The organism is Niabella aurantiaca DSM 17617 (assembly GCF_000374125.1).
Lineage (GTDB): Bacteria > Bacteroidota > Bacteroidia > Chitinophagales > Chitinophagaceae > Niabella > Niabella aurantiaca.
The window spans coordinates 269,284-286,818 of sequence record NZ_KB893646.1 but is presented as its reverse complement, the minus strand read 5'-3'; the positions used below and the strand labels follow the sequence as shown (position 1 = coordinate 286,818).

Sequence of the window (17,535 nt, the reverse complement as noted above, 5' to 3'; positions counted from 1 at the left end):
CCTCTGAATTTTGAAAACAACATCAACGCTTAAACTTTTCCAATGAATGCCATTGCAATAGATGACGAGCCCATTGCCCTGGAAGTGATCAAAAACCTGGCAGCCAAAGTACCCTTTATAAAGCTGGAAGGGACTTTTACCAATGCCTTTGAAGCCATTGATCATCTGCAAAAAAGTAAGACCGACCTGGTGTTCCTGGATATTAAGATGCCGGATATCAGCGGTATTGAGCTGTCGAAAAGCCTGGCCAACCCGCCCATGATCATTTTTACCACGGCATATACCGAACATGCGGTAGAGGGCTTTGAAGTGAATGCGGTGGATTACCTGCTGAAGCCCTTTTCCCTGGCCCGGTTCATAAAGGCCTGCTCCAAGGCACAGGAGCTTTTCTCCCTGAAGCACGCCCGGGGGCAGGACGTGGATTCCGTTTTTTTAAAGGACGGTTATGAGCAGGTACGCGTGCGGCTTGGCGAGATCCTGTACATTGAAGCCGCCGGTAATTACCTGAATGTGATCCTTCAGCATAAAAAGATCATGACGCGCATCACCATCAATGAGATCCTGCAATTATTGCCGTCGGACCGGTTTACACGCATTCACCGCAGCTATATCGTGGCAAGGAATAAGGTCACAAAATTCAATAAGCAGTCGGTATTTATTGACCTGCTGGAATTCCCCATCGGTAATAGTTATACGTTTAGTTAATGTGAAAATGTGAGAATGTGGAAATGTGGAAATGAAGCCATATTCTATTCTTCACTCCGGGCAGTACCTTTTTATTTCATGAAAAGGCAATGGGCAATAGTTGCATGGACTATACCCGAAGGTCCAAAGGGCTCCTTGGGAGATCCCTTAGGGAAACGGGCCTGACCTGGAACGTTGAACATTAAACGTGAAACCTAAAGAGCCTCCTTTTTTGCATGGTAATACAGGGTGCTGCTGTTCTCTTCCCGGAAGATCTTTTGTGCTGTTTCCTGCAGATCATTGATCGTAACAGCACTGTAGCGGTCCAGCTCGGTATTCATCATGCCGGCATCCCCCAGCAGTTCGTAAAAGGCCAGGCTGTTGGCGCGGTTCAAAAGACTCATGTCTTCAAAGGCCATCATGCTCTCCGTTTTATTTTTTACCTTTTGCAGCTCTGCTTCCGGGATGGGCTGCTCCTTTACCTGTTGCAATATCTTTTCAACCGCGGCCTCGGCTTCTTTTATATCCACGCCTTTTACCAGTTTTCCTTCAATGCAGATGATCCCCGGGTCGATGCTGCCCATATGATAGCATTGGATGTTTACAAAGAGCTGGAGCTCTTTCACCAGGCTTTCAAACAGGCGGGATGATTCGCCACCGCCGAGGATATCCGTTAAGAGATCTGCGATATAGTATTCCGGGCTCAGGCGGTCGCCGATATGCCAGCATTTATAAAAGGCATCCAGCGGCACATCGGCCGTAGCGGTCTCTTTTCTTGCTTCGGTCTGCGGAAGTTCGGCCGGGAGCTGTCTGGTTTTGGGAGCGCCCGCGGGGATATCGCCAAACCATTTTTCTGCCAGGGCTTTTACTACTTCGGGGGTAATGTTGCCGGCAACTACCATTACCGCATTGTTGGGGCGATAGTGTTTAAAGAAGAAGTCCTTTACGTCCTGCAGTTGCGCATGCTCAATGTGCGCGAGCTCTTTTCCGATGGTCATCCAGCGGTAGGGGTGGTTTTTATAAGCCAGTTCACGCAGCTTGAACCAGGCGTCACCGTAGGGTTTTTCCAGGTAATGTTCTTTAAACTCCTCGCATACTACCTTACGCTGTACTTCCAGGCTTTTTTCGTTGAATGCCAGGGAAAGCATGCGATCGCTTTCCAGCCAAAAGGCCGTTTCTACATTTTCTTTAGGGATCTGGATATAATAATTGGTGAGGTCATTCGTAGTATAGGCATTGTTCTCGCCCCCGGCCAGTTGCAGCGGTTCGTCGTATTCGGGAATGTTTATCGATCCGCCAAACATCAGGTGCTCAAAGAGGTGGGCAAAACCCGTTTGTTCCGGAGCTTCGTCCCTTGCGCCTACATCATACAAAATATTCATTACAACAGTGGGCGTAGCGGTATCCTGGTGTACGATCACGCGCAATCCGTTTGCTAAAGTAAATCTGTCAAACCGTATCATTCGGCGAAAGTAAGATGAATTCTGTTCCCGGGGGCAAAGAAAAAGCCGCCTCCTTTCGGGAAACGGCTGTGTTCAGGGTTTACATGTAATCATTTTTTCAGCAGGCGTATGGAGGTTCTCCGGTCTGCGGCGCGTGCTTCATCGGCGGCATTTTCATCCACCTGGGCCAGTGTTTCGCCATAGCCCTCTGCTTCCGGAACCTGGGCGCCTACTCCCGCGGCTTTTAACGCAGCCTGCACGGCTTTAGCCCGGCCGTCGGAAAGTTTCAGGTTGGCGGCGTCATCTCCTTTTTTGTCAGTATATCCGCCTACCTTGATCTTTGCATCGGGAAAAGCTTTCAGGATGGCGGCAATATTATCCAGCTGGCGTTTGGAAGAATCGGTCAGTTTTGTAGTTCCAAACTCGAAATTCAGGTCATCAAAATTGAACCATTTTTCTTTCAGCGTGCTATCGGTAGCGGCTTTGTAGGCATCAGACTGGATGAACTGCACCAATTGGTCTTCAATACCACCCGGGTAAGCCTGTAGTTTTACCCCGTTGGGGAGCACCACTTCGGCCAGGGTTCTGGTGGTGGATGCGTCCGGTGTTTCGGGCGTCGTCATGCTGGTATCCATTGGCGCAGCGGCAGTGGTATCCGTATCGGCGCCTGTTGTGGAAGCATTGTTGCAGCCTTTTCCAAGAAAATACCACAGCGCCAGGGCTACGACCGCAAGCAGTAAAAGTGGTAACAGCCATTTGGCGCCACCACCGGCTTTCTGTGCAGTTTCTTCTGCGTAGTTATAGGTTGAAGCGGCCGTTTCCTGAACATTGGAAACGGTCTGCTGAACGCCATCGCTGATGGAGCCCAGTCCCAATGCGCCGCCCAGGGAACTCAACCCGGAAGGAAGCGCGCTGAGGATATTGCTTTTCTGCGATCCCAGAAAGCTCGAAAAACCACTGGCATTCAGGTTGTTATCGGTAGCGTGTTTGCCCAGCAGCCCCAATACCAGGGGCATAATCATGCTGATCAGTGATCCGGAGGAAGAGGATTTGATACCGGCAAAATTAGCAATGGTGTCAATAACGGAATTGGTTTTGTCGCCAAGCAATCCATTAAAAAGGCTGGTACCTTTTGATAAGAGATCCGCATTGCCAAAAAGGGAACCGGCATCGCTCAGAATACCGCTGCCGGAAAAGCCTTTGGCAGTATCCAGCACCTCGGCAGCACCCTGCTCACCGGATGATGCTTTGGAGGCAAATAAACCCAGGATTGCAGGGATGATACCAGAAACTGCATTGGAAACGTTTCCTTCGCTTTCATTGAGTGCGGAGCCGGCTTTTGCAATCAAATCCTGTGGAACATAGTTCTTAACAAGATCTACAATGTTGATGGACATAGTTTGCGTTTTTTAGTTTGATTAAAAGTAGGCGCAGTTTGGATGCGTCATTCAATTCTATCTAAAAATATGCCATTTTTTATAAAAAACTTAAAATGAGGCGGCTAAGACCGGAAGGTGATAAAAATGTAACAGATCTATATGGGACCGGCGGCACCGGAAAAAGAAACCCTATCTTTCCGTTTAAATTTTTCAGGCAATGAGAAAACACTTCTTTTGGATGCCGGCGATCGCGCTGCTTATGGCGCTGACCCCGGGAACTGATCACCGGCTCACCGGTATCTGGGAACTGCAGATGGAGGGCGCTTCAACCGGTTTGCTGAAGCTGTTTCATGCCGATGGTACCACTATGAACATTGGTTTGGGCGATGATGGGTTTGGGATCTCCATGGAAGGAGCCTATATAATGCAATCGGAAAGCAGCTATCTTGAAAAGACGGTCCGCTCTGCTTTTCCGGAGCAGGTTGGCAGTCAGAAACTGGTCCGTTTTCAACTTACGGGCGATAGCCTGCTGCGTCTTTCCTATAAGGTTTCCGGTGAAACGTTTACCGAGGTGTATAAAAAGCTGAAGCTGATCAGCGGACAGTAGCATACCAACTGCCCGTTGACCGGCTTTTTAAGGAAAAGACCGGTATCTATACCACTACGTTCACCATCTTGTTCTTTACATAGATGATCTTTTTGGGCGGTTTGCCGTCCATCCATTTCTGTACGATCTCGTTGTTCAGCACCAGCTGTTCCACGTCCGGCTGCGATGCCTCGAGGGAGATGGTCATGGTGGTCCGCATTTTCCCGTTAATGGAAATAGGATATTCTTTTTCGGATTCCTTTGTATACTTTTCTTCAAACACCGGGAAGGCAGCATCCAGCACGCTGGAATCATTACCCAGCGCGTGCCAGAGCTCTTCGGCAATATGCGGCGCATAGGACGACAGCATGATCAGCACCGGTTCCGCCACCTGCTTTTTATGACATTTCAGGTCTGTCAGCTCATTTACCAGGATCATGAAGGCGCTCACGCCGGTGTTAAAACTAAACCGTTCATTGTCGTCTTCAATTTTCTTTATGCTTTTGTGCAGCACCTTCAGTTCAGCTGCGGTGGGCGCTTCATCCGTCCATATATGGGTAAAGGTTCCGTCTGCATTTTCTTTGTAAAACAGGCGCCATAATTTTTTCAGGAAACGATGTACTCCTTCAATACCCTTGGTATCCCAGGGTTTGCTCATTTCTACCGGCCCCAGGAACATCTCGTACATCCGGAACGTATCGGCGCCGTATTTATTTACCAGGTCGTCCGGGTTTACGGTATTGAACTTGGACTTGGACATTTTTTCCACTTCTGTACCGCAGATGTATTTGCCGTCCTCCAGGATAAATGCGGCACCGGCAAACTCGCTGTTACGCCATTTTGCAAAAGCCTCCTGATCCAGCACCGTACCATCTACAATATTTACGTCCACGTGAATGTTATCCAGTACCCGTCCGTTATAAGTACCGTCGGTGGCGATCAGGCCCTGCGACACAAATTCGTTGGTGCCATTGATGCGGTACACAAAGCGGCTGCTTCCCTGGATCATACCCTGGTTCACCAGCCGTTTGAAGGGCTCATCAAAACCGATATAACCGAGGTCATACAGGGCTTTTGTCCACATACGGCTGTACAGCAGGTGCCCTACGGCGTGCTCGGTACCGCCAATGTAGAGATCCACCTGGTTCCAGTAGTCCGTAGCGGGGCGGCCGGCAAATTCCTGGTCGTTTTTAGGATCCATATAACGCAGGAAGTACCAGCTGGATCCGGCGTAACCGGGCATGGTATTGGTTTCCAGCTCCCGGGCTACCCATTCGGGGATATTGGCCAGGGGCCCCTCGCCTTCCGGTCCGGGTTTATAGCTGTCTACCGTTGGCAGCTCCAGCGGCAGGTCCGCAGCATCCAGTGGGTAGGCCGTTCCGTTTTTCCATTGGATGGGAAAGGGCTCGCCCCAATAACGCTGACGGCTAAAAGCAGCATCCCGCATTTTATAGTTCACCTTGCGTTTCCCGATGCCTTTTTCTTCCACGGCCCTGATCACGGTTTCCATGGCTTCTCGCATGGGTACACCATTTAAAAAGCCGGAATTCTCCAGCACCGCATCCTTGGTGGCGTTGGCGTCTTCGCCGTTAAAATGGCTGCCGATGATATTGGTGATGGGAATATTGAAATGTTTGGCAAATTTAAAATCGCGCTCGTCGCCGCAAGGCACCGCCATGATGGCTCCCGTTCCATACCCGGCCAGTACGTACTCGCTGATCCAGATGGGAATTTCACGGCCATCGAAAGGATTGACGGCATAAGCGCCGGTAAACACACCACTGATCTTTTTTTCCGCCATGCGTTCCCGCTCGCTCCTGCTTTTTACATAAGCGATGTAGGCATCCACGTCAGCAGCCTGTCCGGGCGTCTTGATCTGGTCCACCAGGTCCAGCTCCGGGGCGATCACCATAAAGTCCACACCAAAGATGGTATCGGGACGGGTCGTGTATACGGTTAATGAGGATTGAGCATTGAGAATTGAGAATTTGATTTCGGCACCGCTGGATTTCCCGATCCAGTTGCTTTGCATCTCCTTCATGGCTTCGCTAAAATCCACGTGTTGCAAACCTTCCAGCAGGCGATCCGCATACTCTGTTATGCGCAGGTACCATTGCCGCAGTTTCTTTTTCACTACCGGGTAGCCCCCGCGCTCGCTTACGCCGTTCACGACCTCGTCATTTGCCAGCACGGTGCCCAGTGCCTCACACCAGTTCACCTCTCCGTAGCCGCAATACGCTAAACGAAAGTCCATCAGGATATCCAGCTTTTGGGCTTCGTTGTACGCCTTCCATTCTTCGGCCGTAAAGCTGAAGGTTGAGGGCTTAATGCCCGGCGCCGCTGATCCATATTGTTCAAATAAGACTACCAGTTGACTGATGGGCGCCGCTTTTTGCTGCTGCCGGTCAAAATAGCTTTCAAACAATTGCAAAAAGATCCATTGGGTCCATTTATAATACTGCGGGTCGCTGGTGCGCACCTCGCGGCTCCAGTCGAAGCAAAAACCGATATTGTCCAGCTGTTTTCTGAATGTGGCAATGTTTTTTTCGGTGGAAACAGCGGGGTGAATGCCATTCTCAATGGCATATTGCTCCGCCGGAAGGCCAAAAGCATCATAACCCATCGGGTGCAGCACATTAAACCCTTTCAGGCGTTTATAGCGGGCATAGATATCACTGGCTATATAGCCCAGGGGATGCCCCACGTGCAGACCGGCCCCGCTGGGGTAAGGAAACATATCCAGTACGTAGTATTTGGGTTTGTCGCTCTTATTGGAAACGGTGTAGGTGCCGTTTTCCGACCAGAAGCGTTGCCATTTTTTCTCTATTTCATTAAAGTTATACTCCATAAATCCGTGTATTGATCCGGCCTTTTCCTTTGCGTGTGAAAAGGATTTGTGCTTCATTTTCAACAAAAAAGATCAGGAAACCGGACTTGGGGGGCAAATTTAAGTAATGTATTGTCAAAAAAGCTGGTCTGGCGGGTATTTTGAAGGCAAAGGCTGCAGAAAAGGTGTGCAGTGGGATTGAAGCTGTAGTATAGTACGAAAGCGATCAGCGCATCAGCGGCGGCCCCCCGGGTTTTTATAAAAAATAATTAAATGAAGGAACATTTGCTTCCCCGGACCCGGGCATTGCCGATAATATATTATATTGCAACCCTAAAATTGTCAGCGTATGGCTACTTCAACAAATGGCACGCCTTCCATGTTCTCCAGGTCCAATTATACCTGGATGCTGATCGGGGCGGTTGTGATCGCCCTGGGTATGTTTTTGATGTCGGGCGGAAAAAGTGAGGACCCGCATGTATTCAACAGGGACGCCGTATATAGCACTACCCGTATCACCATTGCGCCGATCATTATTTTCATTGGGCTGGCCATTGAAATATATGCGATCTTTAAAAGATCATCCCCTGAAAAAAAATAAAAGATTTTCAATAAAAGAATTTTAAGGCGGCTACTTTATGTCGCCTTATTTTTTAAAGTCCCTTATGAGCATTATCCAGGCTATTATTATTGCAATTGTAGAAGGCATTACCGAGTACCTCCCCATTTCCTCCACCGGGCATATGATCATTGCCAGTTCGTTTATGGGGATTGAGAAGGAGGAATTTACCAAACTGTTTGAGGTAGCCATCCAGCTGGGCGCCATCCTGGCGGTAGTGGTGCTGTACTGGCGCCGGTTTTTTCCTTCAAAAGCAGAGGGGGGCATCAACTGGTCGTTTTATTTTAAGCTCATTGTGGGGGTCATCCCCGCTCTGGTGCTGGGGTATCTGTTCTCCGATAGGATCGACCAATTGCTCGAAAGTCCCACGGTAGTAGCCACAACCCTGCTGATCGGCGGATTTGTGCTGCTGTTTATTGATAAAATGTTCAATCACCCAACGGTGAAAACCGTGGAGCAGATCTCTTATCCCAAAGCCTTTCTCACAGGCTTGTGGCAGGTGGTGGCCATGATCCCCGGTGTAAGCCGGAGCGCCGCTTCTATTATTGGCGGAATGCAGCAGAAGATGACCCGCAATATTGCCGCAGAATTTTCCTTTTTCCTGGCTGTACCTACAATGGCTGCAGCCACCCTGTACTCCATCTTTCTGAAAAAATGGAACCAGGGAGGTATTACGCAAAAGGGCTATGAGCTGATCCTGGCGTCAAAAGAAAATACAATCGCTTTTATTGTAGGCAATGTGGTGGCTTTCGTAGTGGCCATCCTGGCGATCAAATTCTTTATCGATTTCCTGAAAAAATATGGTTTCAAGGCCTTTGGCTGGTACCGGATCATTGCAGGAGCGGTATTGCTGATATTGATTTATAAGGGGGTGATTGCGTAATGTGAATAGGCAATGGGGAAAGTCAATAGGCAATAGTCAATGGTGAAATAGATCCGTTGTAATGAAAAATTGACTACCTTGATGGGCAAATGCTAATTACTATGTTTCTAAGATTAAATCACCAAAATCTTGAAGTTTATAAAAGTGCAAATAGACTTCTTATTGAATGTTACAAGTTTTCAAAAACGCTGCCTGATTACGAAAAATTTGGGATGGCCTCGCAAATAAGGAGAGCGGCACTATCCAACCTATTAAATATTGCAGAAGGGGCATCCAGAAAATCGGGACCGGAAAAGAAACGTTACTACGAAATAGCGCGGGGATCCATAATTGAAATAGATGCTGCCCTCGATGCTGCCGCTGCACTTGACTACTTAAATAATTATCCAATCAATAATATGGGAGAAAAATTGCAAAGCTCTTTCAAACTGCTTACCGGTTTGATCAAATCAAAGTAGCTTTGCGCTTTAACTATTGACCATTCACAATTCACATCATGTATACATACGAGTCCAGCAGATCCTTATTTGAACGTGCGCTGCACAGTATCCCCGGCGGAGTTAATTCGCCTGTACGGGCTTTTAAAAGCGTAGGCGGTACACCGGTATTTTTTGAAAAAGCAAAGGGGGCCTACCTCTATGATGTGGCCGGGCAACGTTATATCGACTATATCGCTTCCTGGGGGCCTATGATCCTGGGGCATGGTTATGAACCGGTAACCAGGGCCATTCAGCAGCAGGTGGAAAAAGCCACGTCTTTTGGAGCACCTACGGAAATTGAAGTGGAGATGGCAGAGCTGATCAAATCCATGGTGCCCAATGTAGACCTGATCCGTATGGTGAACAGCGGTACCGAGGCCTGTATGAGCGCGCTGCGGGTGGCCCGGGGCTATACCGGCCGGAATAAATTCATCAAGTTTGAGGGCTGCTACCACGGTCATGCCGATCCTTTCCTGGTGAAGGCGGGCAGCGGCGTGGCTACTTTTAATATACAAACCGTACCGGGTATTACCGCCGGTGCCGCCAATGACACACTTACCTGTGCGTATAATGACCTGGCGGCAGTTGAAAAGCTGGTTGCGGGGCACAAAGGTGAAATAGCGGCCATTATTGTAGAGCCGGTAGCGGGCAATATGGGCTGTATCCTTCCGGAGCCGGGCTTCCTGGAAGGCCTGCGCCGTATTTGCGATGAGGAGCAGATGCTGCTGATCTTTGATGAAGTAATGAACGGTTTTCGCCTGGCGCTGGGTGGCGCGCAGGAGCGGTTGGGTATTGATGCGGACCTGGTAACCTATGGCAAAGTGATCGGGGCCGGGATGCCGGTAGGCGCTTTTGGCGGTAAGCGGCATATTATGGAAGTAGTGGCCCCGTTGGGTGGCGTGTACCAGGCCGGTACGCTGAGCGGTAATCCGGTGGCGATGACGGCAGGCTTAACCCTGCTGAAAGCACTAAAGGAAAAACCGGAGTTGCTGACGGAACTGGATGAAAAGACCCTGTATCTGAAAGACGGACTGGACGCCGTTTTGAAGGCATGGGGGCAGCCCTATGTGATCAACCATCTGGGCAGCATGATCAGCATTCATTTTTCGGCTCAGCCGGTAGTGAATTTTGCTGCGGCTGCGGCAGCTGATAATGCACGGTTTAACCGGTTGTTCCATGCTTTGCTGAAGCGGGGCATTTACCTGCCGCCTTCGGCTTTTGAAAGCTGGTTTTTGAACAACGCACTCACGAAGGAGGACCTGGATCAGACCATACAGGCAGTGAAAGAGAGTTTGGAGGAGCTTTAATTCCGCTCGTTGTTCTTGTTGTTTTTATTCCGGATCATCCGCAAAGGGCATAAATTTTTTTATTTCGTATTAAACCCGATCCGCCGGCGATCATTCCATTTTTGCTGGGCTACCTTCTCGTCCAGCAAATTTTCAATAGCATCATAAATAGCCGAAAGCTGCGCATCGTGGCCGGTAATGCGCTCCTGGATCTGTTTCAGCTGTTCCTTCAGATCGCCCTGCTGAAGCACGATCTTTCTGATCTCCACGAATGCCCGCATAATGGCGATATTCATTTGAATGGCTTTGTCGCTGTTCAGGAGGCCGCTGAGCATTGCTACTCCCTGTTCCGTAAAGGCATAAGGTAGTGCAGTCTTTGGCCGTTTCCCGGGATATGTCATCACAATTTGTGATGACATATCCGTAACTTATTGAAAATCATCGTTGTATGATTTGTTGATTTCTGGCTTTAATGCGGCAAATTCCTGCCGGGTCAATTGGAACATAAAATCGGCAGGAAATCGTTTGCTGTTTCTTTTTACGGTCTGATTCAGCGTTCTTGTTTCTACTTCATAAAGGACGGCGAGGTCGAAGTCGAGGATCACGCGTTCACCCCGGATCTCATAAATGCGATTTTGGATGCTGCGGATGATTTGCATAGGGTAGATGTTTTAGTGATCAAAAGGTACAAATTATTTTCCAAGTTGCATTATGCTTTTTAATAATGTAATGCAAACAGAGGGCATAAAGGATTAATGGATGATGGTCCTTTCGGATGTATCTTTATTCATCTTAAAATCGACAACTCAAAACAGCATGCCTGTAATTGAATTGAGAACCTATATCGGAGCGGATATCGAAACCTGTTTTGATCTGGCAAGGAGCATTGATCTGCACAGCTTTTCAACCGCTCAAACAAAGGAAAAAGCCATTGCCGGAAAAACCACCGGGTTGATCGGAGAGGGAGAAACGGTGACCTGGCAGGCCACTCATTTTGGAGTACGCCAAAAGCTGACCTCAAAGATTACGGTATATCAGCGACCGTTTCATTTCAGGGATGAGCAGGTCCGTGGGGCCTTTAAGTTTATAAAGCATGATCATTATTTCAGTAGTATAGAAGGCGGAACGCTGATGAAAGATCTGTTCTGTTTTCAGTCGCCGTTGGGCCTATTGGGCCGCCTGGTGGATGCGATGATTATGAAACGTTACCTTTACGCTATTATTCGATCGGGCTGGAAGAACCAATCATCAGGCAGAGGCGGCTTGTTATAAGATATAAATAATTCTGCTCCAAAGGGTTTACCGCATTTTTCGACAATAACACGCTTGTTTTACTTCGTGCTGATATTTGATTTCGCAAGCCGGACAATATCCTTTACTTCAATAACAGGTGCCGGATAACCAGTGACCGATACCTGGATCATGGCCTTACCCACTTCTTCAAGGGTTAAAAAATAGTTGGCATTCAATACCCGGAACAAAGGGTAAAGCGCGGTAATCACTTTGTAAAAGCCTTTTACATTGCGCGCTCCTTTAGTGGGCTTCATAAAAGCAGGCCGGAAATGATATACGGCTTTGAAGGGTAACTTCATCAGGTCGTTTTCGGTCTTTCCTTTTACCCTTGCCCACATTTGCCGTCCTTTCTCCGTACTGTCTGTTCCTGCCCCGGAAACATAGCAAAAGGTCATTTGCGGATTCCTTCCGGCCAGCACCCGGGCAAAGTTCAATGTAAGGGTATAAGTAGCCGCATAATAATCGGGCTCCTTCATCCCGATCGAGGAAACACCCAGGCAAAAATAGCAGGCATCATAACCCTTCACCTGGTCGGCAATAGGGGCGATATCATTGAAATTGCTGTGGAGTATTTCCTCGATCTTCGGGTGAAGATAACCGCTGGGTCTCCTGTTGATCAGCAGGATCTTTTCCACTGCCGGGTTAACCAGGCATTCCTGCAATACCCCTTCGCCTACCATGCCGGTAGCGCCGGTTATGATCACTTTTAATTTCATCTTGGGTCTTTATTAAAGAAAATGACCGGTACTCAGGATCCGGGCTTTTACAAAGGTATTGCCTTGGGGGTTTTCCCGGTATCTTTTCTTAATAAAAAGAAGGCTATCGCCCTACACGCCGGGTCTGTTCACCCCCCACGCCTGCCTTTATATCTTTTCCGGATGCTCAGGAAGGGCCGCGATATAGGCGGCCACGACTTTCCGGGTTATCCAATGCAACCCTGTTTAGCTGCAAAATTAGCCCATTGTAAAAAAGCCGGTTGAAACAAAAAGCAGAAAGAATGAAACCTTTTACTGATTTATATCGTGCCGGCGCAGTGGCCCCCTGCAATTGTCCTTAAGAGCTGTTGAAAAATAAAATTTTGATCCTCCTTATAAGCGCCATCCGGCACGTCGTTGTCGTTAAAGCCGCGCTTTAGCAGGGCTTTAACGAGTCCGTAATTTCATAAGTGCCATCAGCACGGATCATTATGCCCCGAGCCCATGGCTCTCTGTTGCTCTTTGGGACGTGTGAACGGGGTTGAAACCCGTTCTTGCCGGATCTTTCGAGGCTATGCCTCTTTTGCTAAAATGATCGCTTAACCCCGCTTTGTATAGATGACGGCTACAGCGAAGTGCCTAAGTAGAAACGGTAAAAAGCTGGTACTTTTAATGGTTATACGGATCCTCCCGGATCGTTTTTAAACAGCTTCTAAGAGGAGTTTAACCCGGGACATGGCCATGTCCGGCTATTTACGCAACGTTCAAGGAAAAGACAGTCTGATTAGAATAGCGCTCCGGCCTGGCGGCATCAATAACGCATGCTTTTACCACATAGAACTTTCTTATTTTTATTCAAAAGAAAGAGCGGTTTTACTCATGAAGCAATTAATCCAGGCGATCAGGTCACTTATTCCTCTGAGTCCGAAAGAGGAGCAGGTCATTGGTCAGCTTTTTATCCGGAAAAATTATAAAAAAGGATCGTTCTTTTTATCTGAAGGAGCCATCTGTAAATACGCGGGTTTTATCAGCAGGGGCCTGATGCGTTTTTATATTAATGTGGACGGGGAAGAAAAGACCTATGGTTTTTTACAGGAGAACCAATTTATAAGCAACTACGCCAGCTTTGTGCCCAGGGTACCATCGCAGCAGGTGATACAGGCGTTGGAAGATAGCGAACTGTATGTGATCACCCATGCTGATCTGCAGAAATTGTATCAGGAATTGAAATACGGTGAACGGATGGTCCGGGTCATTATTGAGCAGGTGTTCATCCAGGCGCTGACAGACCTTAACTCTTTTTACACCGATACGCCGGAAGCCAGATACCGGAAATTCATTACAGAGCATCCGGATCTGGGTCAGCGGATATCCCAATACCATATCGCATCCTTTGTAGGCGTAAAGCCTCAGTCTCTAAGCCGCATTCGTAAAAGGATCCTTCATCAGGGTGCAAAAGGATCCTGAAACAGGCTGCAGACATTTATTAACCCAGGTGCATCAATAGCCGGTACACCTGTCTGAATTTTGTTGTCGAAACAAATAAAAAAAAATATGACAACAAAAATTGCATTGGCTGTTTGCCTGCTTACCGGTCTGGGTTTATTATTTATCGGAGCCCGCTTTTTGCTTGATCCTGAAGTTGCGATGCGTGCTTACGGCATCAATGTTGATACAGGTGGCGACCTTTCATTTCACCGGATCAAAGGCATCCGGGATCTCTTTTCCGGTCTGCTCCTTGTATTGCTTGTTTGCACCGGTCAGCGCCGCGCGCTGGGGATCAGCCTGCTGGCCGCAACGGTAGTGCCGTTGGGCGATCTGCTGATCGTATGGAATAAAAGCGATCAGTTACAGTTGCTGATTCCGCATCTCAGTGCGGTTCTCATTTGCATCATCACCGGCCCATTATTGCTTGTACGCAAAAGGAAGATACCTGTTGTAGTACGTAAGCCGGCGCAGATCATTCATTCAGCCGCCAGTCATGCAGAAACAGTTACGGAAGCCACAATTTATCCGGGGGATAAAACACCCTGGCACTATCACACGTTGTTTGCTGAAACATTTGAATTGCTGGATGGGAGCCTTCAGGTAGGCAAGAGCGGCCATTATTATCAATTGAAAAAAGGAGACCGTATTACAATCGACATCTGTGAGCAGCATTCATTTTATAATAACACCGGCGTGAATTGCCGGGTAAGAACGGTCATACAGCCGGGAAACCTCCGGTTTGAACAGGCCGGACAGGTTCTGAACGGACTGGCCAATGATGGTTTAACAAATAAAAGAGGTATTCCCAAAAGGTTAACCGACCTGGCATTGTTTTTATACCTGAATGATTCCAAACTGGTAGGCATGGCTAAAATGGCGGCACCATTGTTTGCTTTTCTCGTATGGAGAGGCAGGAAATGCGGCCGGTTAAATACACTGATCGATCGCTATTGTTCTTCCCCGTTTGCCTGAAAGATGGTAGCGCAAGACGCAAACGTGGCTTAAAATTTGCGTTGGTTATGCGTTGCACCTTTATTCATTCAAAATCAGAACCAATGGGATTTGATCAATACCACGAACCACCACAGGAGCTCTCCCAGCCGGTGCGCACTTTTGCCCGGATGATCCAATCGCTCATCGAAGAAGCTGAAGCCATCGACTGGTATGAGCAGCGCATTCATGTGGAAAAAGACCGGGAGGCAAAAAAGATCATGCAGCACGCCCAGCAGGAGGAATTCATCCATTTTGCCATGGATCTTGAGTTCCTGCTGCGCAAAAAGAAGGAATGGCGCATTGTTGTAAAGAATGTGTTGTTTAAAGAGGGCGACATTATCAAGAACGCCGAAAAAGCGGAAGACAAGGCCGAAGGAGCATAGCAGGGCGATGCCGGGTGGCCCGCTTCCGGAAACAGTACATTTTTATTCCTCTGGTAGTGGGTGTGAGCCCGACGCTATAGGCCGGGACACACTGGGGCTGATCCGTGCCTGCACGATTTGCGTGAAGCGATGGTTTTACGACGATGAAGCCTCCGGCATGATCCGGCTTTGTTTATTGATCGTCGCTCCGGCTATATGCATTGTTTTCTTCATCTTCCTCACCGATCTCCTCATCCTCGTCGTCCAGTTCTTCGCCGGGTACGTCAAGGTCCTCACCGGAGTTATCCGTTTTTTCATTTAGTTTTTCGCCTTCCGCGTCCTTGTCATCCAGGCGCGCCCGGCGTTGGTTTTCGTCGTCCGGGGATGCTGTCTGGTCCAGGGCGGCTACTTCTTCATCGGTAACCTCGGTCGCTTCTTTGCCGGCAGGGCTTATTTCTGTTGGCAGGGTTTCATCAAAGCTACCGGCTGTTTGCCGGGGATCCCCGGATGTGGGATTGTTTTCACTCAGTTCTTCTCCCGGGTTCAGCCTTTCACTTTCTGTACCTTCTTCAAAAACGGCCGTTCCCTCTTCATCATCGGACGAGGTAGTGGTATCTGCCATTTCCTGCAGGTTGGGCGGATGAATGTTTTCCTGGCCGGGAATGTCTTCTACATCGGGCAGGTTCATGATCGCTTTGTCGGGCTGTAATTTTTGCCGGTCCTTTTCAGGATCCTGAAGGTCTTCGCTGTGTGCTGTATTCATGATGTTTTTTTAAAGAGCGGCACAAATAAAGTGCCACCGGGGTAAGCAGTACTACTATGGTTTCTTTTCCGGTTGCCGCTGTGGCAAAAGTGCCCATATCCGTATGCGGGGAGTGGAATAAACGCCCGTTCCGGTCCGCCAAAAGCGGATTATTTGCAGTACATTTACCCTTTCTATTCTAACGAGCTATGCATACCCGTTCTTTATTCCTTGCAATTTATTTGCTGGTGCTTGCCGGCATTCTTTCCTGTGCCACGCAAAAACCCGCTATCAACGAAGCAAAGCATTCCGCGTCCCGCGCGTCCCTTCCGGCTGTTGCCCGGGAGTTCCGGGCGGCCTGGGTAGCTACGGTAGCCAATATCAGCTGGCCCGGTAAACCCGGCTTACCGGTGGAGCAGCAAAAGAAAGAAGCCCTCGCCCTGCTTGATTTTTTACAGGCGCATCATTTTAATGCGGTCATCTTCCAGGTACGGCCGCAGGCGGATGCCCTGTACAAAAGTGCATTGGAGCCCTGGTCCTATTTTCTTACCGGCACCCAGGGCAAAGCGCCGGATCCTTTTTACGATCCGCTGCAGTTCTGGATCGATGCGGCACATGCAAGAGGACTGGAGCTGCATGTTTGGCTGAATCCCTACCGGGCGCACCATGTATCCGGCGGACCGGTAACAGAACACTCACTGGTAAAAACAAAACCCGAGCTGGTGGTGAAGCTGAAAGAAGGCTATTGGTGGTTTGATCCTTCGCTGAAGGCCACGCAGGATCATGGGGTAGATGTGGTCATGGACATTGTAAAACGGTATGATATCGATGGGGTTCATTTTGATGATTATTTTTATCCCTATCCTTCTTATAACGGCAACCAGGATTTTCCGGATAGCCTTAGCTGGGCACAATATCAAAAGAGCGGCGGCAAGCTGACGCGCGGCGATTGGCGGCGGCAAAGTGTAAATACCTTTATACAACGGCTGTATACCGAAATAAAGAAAGAAAAGAAATACGTCAAATTCGGCATCAGCCCGTTTGGTATCTGGCGTCCCGGTCACCCGGCGTCGGTAACGGGTTTTGATCAGTACGACGAATTGTATGCCGATGCTAAACTGTGGCTCAATAAAGGTTGGGTCGATTATTTCTCACCACAACTTTACTGGCCCACTACCCGCCTGGCACAAAGCTACCCGGTATTGCTGGGGTGGTGGTCGGGGGAGAACACCATGCACCGCCACCTTTGGCCCGGCATCAGCGTAGGCCGTGATACCAGCGCCTGCAATACCACGGAGGTCATCAGCCAGATCATGATCGAGCGGGGCATGCAGCCCCAAAGCAGCGGTGTGGTGCACTGGAGCATTTCTTCCCTGATCCGCAATCCTGTTCTGGCAAAAGCGCTGGCAGAGGGGCCGTATAAAAAACAGGCCCTGGTACCGTCCAGCCCCTGGCTGGATGCAACCGCTCCTGCTGCGCCCCGGGTATCGTTTACACAACAGGCAGACAAGGTTACCCTGCAATGGTCTCCGGGAAACGAAGAAGCGGTATTCCATTGGGTCGTGTACGGTCAATACGGCGATGGCTGGACCTACCAGATCCTCAGCCAACCGGATCGTTCCCTGCAACTGAGCCGCCGGCAGGAAGGAGGCGCGCTGCGGCGCATTGTGGTAACTGCGGTGGACCGTAGCGGCAATGAAAGTGCAGCAGCCGAGGTTTCGTTAACCGGCCTTGCCCCGGCGCCATAACCGGCAGGCCGTTGGCATCACCTGTGTAT

General features: G+C 49.1%; 18 protein-coding genes. 11 read left to right on the top strand and 7 right to left on the bottom strand.

The annotated features are described in order from the left end of the window. The first annotated feature begins 42 nt into the window (after nucleotides 1-42). Entirely contained in the window at nucleotides 43-705 is a 663-nt protein-coding gene (locus B160_RS0124240) for a LytR/AlgR family response regulator transcription factor (protein WP_018630550.1), read from the top strand. Between the two features lie 194 nt (nucleotides 706-899). Here B160_RS0124240 and B160_RS0124235 read toward each other — a convergent pair whose 3' ends face one another. Together B160_RS0124235 and B160_RS0124230 are read right to left on the bottom strand one after the other, a co-directional pair. Continuing rightward, nucleotides 900-2,147 (bottom strand): M16 family metallopeptidase, encoded by a 1,248-nt coding sequence (locus B160_RS0124235; protein ID WP_018630549.1) that lies wholly within the window; start codon nucleotides 2,145-2,147, stop codon nucleotides 900-902. Between the two features lie 89 nt (nucleotides 2,148-2,236). After that, nucleotides 2,237-3,523 carry an OmpA family protein gene (locus B160_RS0124230; RefSeq protein WP_018630548.1) on the bottom strand — a complete coding sequence of 429 codons (1,287 nt, stop codon included), beginning with the start codon at nucleotides 3,521-3,523 and terminating at the stop codon, nucleotides 2,237-2,239. A 199-nt stretch (nucleotides 3,524-3,722) separates the two neighbouring features. Between B160_RS0124230 and B160_RS0124220 the strand changes: the two genes are divergently transcribed. Beyond that, a complete protein-coding gene (locus B160_RS0124220; RefSeq protein WP_018630546.1) occupies nucleotides 3,723-4,112 on the top strand; it encodes a DUF4488 domain-containing protein in 390 nt (129 codons plus the stop codon). A 46-nt stretch (nucleotides 4,113-4,158) separates the two neighbouring features. Here B160_RS0124220 and leuS read toward each other — a convergent pair whose 3' ends face one another. Continuing rightward, nucleotides 4,159-6,939 (bottom strand): leucine--tRNA ligase, encoded by a 2,781-nt coding sequence (gene leuS, locus B160_RS0124215; protein ID WP_018630545.1) that lies wholly within the window; start codon nucleotides 6,937-6,939, stop codon nucleotides 4,159-4,161. Between the two features lie 328 nt (nucleotides 6,940-7,267). Between leuS and B160_RS0124205 the strand changes: the two genes are divergently transcribed. The 4 genes from B160_RS0124205 (at nucleotide 7,268) to hemL (ending at nucleotide 10,206) form a co-directional block, all read left to right on the top strand. Beyond that, nucleotides 7,268-7,519, top strand: a complete 252-nt coding sequence (locus B160_RS0124205; RefSeq protein WP_018630543.1) for a DUF3098 domain-containing protein — start codon at nucleotides 7,268-7,270, stop codon at nucleotides 7,517-7,519. 64 nt (nucleotides 7,520-7,583) lie between these two features. Beyond that, nucleotides 7,584-8,420 (top strand): undecaprenyl-diphosphate phosphatase, encoded by an 837-nt coding sequence (locus B160_RS0124200; protein ID WP_018630542.1) that lies wholly within the window; start codon nucleotides 7,584-7,586, stop codon nucleotides 8,418-8,420. 101 nt (nucleotides 8,421-8,521) lie between these two features. Then, on the top strand, nucleotides 8,522-8,878 hold the full coding sequence (locus B160_RS0124195; protein ID WP_026309993.1) for a four helix bundle protein: 357 nt from the start codon (nucleotides 8,522-8,524) through the stop codon (nucleotides 8,876-8,878). A gap of 38 nt (nucleotides 8,879-8,916) precedes the next feature. Further along, nucleotides 8,917-10,206 (top strand): glutamate-1-semialdehyde 2,1-aminomutase, encoded by a 1,290-nt coding sequence (hemL, locus tag B160_RS0124190; RefSeq protein ID WP_018630539.1) that lies wholly within the window; start codon nucleotides 8,917-8,919, stop codon nucleotides 10,204-10,206. A gap of 59 nt (nucleotides 10,207-10,265) precedes the next feature. Here the strand turns inward: hemL and B160_RS32320 are convergent, their stop codons facing one another. Continuing rightward, nucleotides 10,266-10,604 carry an ORF6N domain-containing protein gene (locus B160_RS32320; RefSeq protein WP_245562277.1) on the bottom strand — a complete coding sequence of 113 codons (339 nt, stop codon included), beginning with the start codon at nucleotides 10,602-10,604 and terminating at the stop codon, nucleotides 10,266-10,268. A gap of 9 nt (nucleotides 10,605-10,613) precedes the next feature. Then, on the bottom strand, nucleotides 10,614-10,844 hold the full coding sequence (locus tag B160_RS32315; RefSeq protein ID WP_018630537.1) for an ORF6N domain-containing protein: 231 nt from the start codon (nucleotides 10,842-10,844) through the stop codon (nucleotides 10,614-10,616). A gap of 157 nt (nucleotides 10,845-11,001) precedes the next feature. On the opposite strand from B160_RS32315, the gene B160_RS0124180 reads away from it, so the two are divergent. Next, entirely contained in the window at nucleotides 11,002-11,457 is a 456-nt protein-coding gene (locus B160_RS0124180; protein WP_040680388.1) for an SRPBCC family protein, read from the top strand. Between the two features lie 59 nt (nucleotides 11,458-11,516). Here the strand turns inward: B160_RS0124180 and B160_RS0124175 are convergent, their stop codons facing one another. Next, nucleotides 11,517-12,194, bottom strand: coding sequence for an NAD-dependent epimerase/dehydratase family protein (locus tag B160_RS0124175; RefSeq protein ID WP_018630535.1), 678 nt, complete (start codon nucleotides 12,192-12,194; stop codon nucleotides 11,517-11,519). A gap of 858 nt (nucleotides 12,195-13,052) precedes the next feature. Here B160_RS0124175 and B160_RS0124165 point away from each other — a divergent pair. The 3 genes from B160_RS0124165 (at nucleotide 13,053) to B160_RS0124150 (ending at nucleotide 15,037) form a co-directional block, all read left to right on the top strand. Next, the gene (locus tag B160_RS0124165; protein WP_026309991.1) at nucleotides 13,053-13,640 is read left to right on the top strand and encodes a Crp/Fnr family transcriptional regulator; all 588 of its coding nucleotides are present in this window, start codon (nucleotides 13,053-13,055) and stop codon (nucleotides 13,638-13,640) included. A gap of 87 nt (nucleotides 13,641-13,727) precedes the next feature. Next, nucleotides 13,728-14,633, top strand: a complete 906-nt coding sequence (locus tag B160_RS31240; protein ID WP_018630532.1) for a DUF4267 domain-containing protein — start codon at nucleotides 13,728-13,730, stop codon at nucleotides 14,631-14,633. 83 nt (nucleotides 14,634-14,716) lie between these two features. After that, nucleotides 14,717-15,037: a ferritin family protein gene (locus B160_RS0124150; protein ID WP_018630531.1), complete on the top strand. Its 321-nt coding sequence runs from the start codon at nucleotides 14,717-14,719 to the stop codon at nucleotides 15,035-15,037. Nucleotides 15,038-15,209: 172 nt separating this feature from the next. On the opposite strand, the gene B160_RS31440 is transcribed toward B160_RS0124150, so the two are convergent. Beyond that, nucleotides 15,210-15,779: a hypothetical protein gene (locus B160_RS31440; RefSeq protein ID WP_018630530.1), complete on the bottom strand. Its 570-nt coding sequence runs from the start codon at nucleotides 15,777-15,779 to the stop codon at nucleotides 15,210-15,212. A gap of 188 nt (nucleotides 15,780-15,967) precedes the next feature. On the opposite strand from B160_RS31440, the gene B160_RS0124135 reads away from it, so the two are divergent. Next, nucleotides 15,968-17,506, top strand: a complete 1,539-nt coding sequence (locus B160_RS0124135) for a glycoside hydrolase family 10-like protein (protein ID WP_018630528.1) — start codon at nucleotides 15,968-15,970, stop codon at nucleotides 17,504-17,506. Nucleotides 17,507-17,535: the final 29 nt, after the last annotated feature.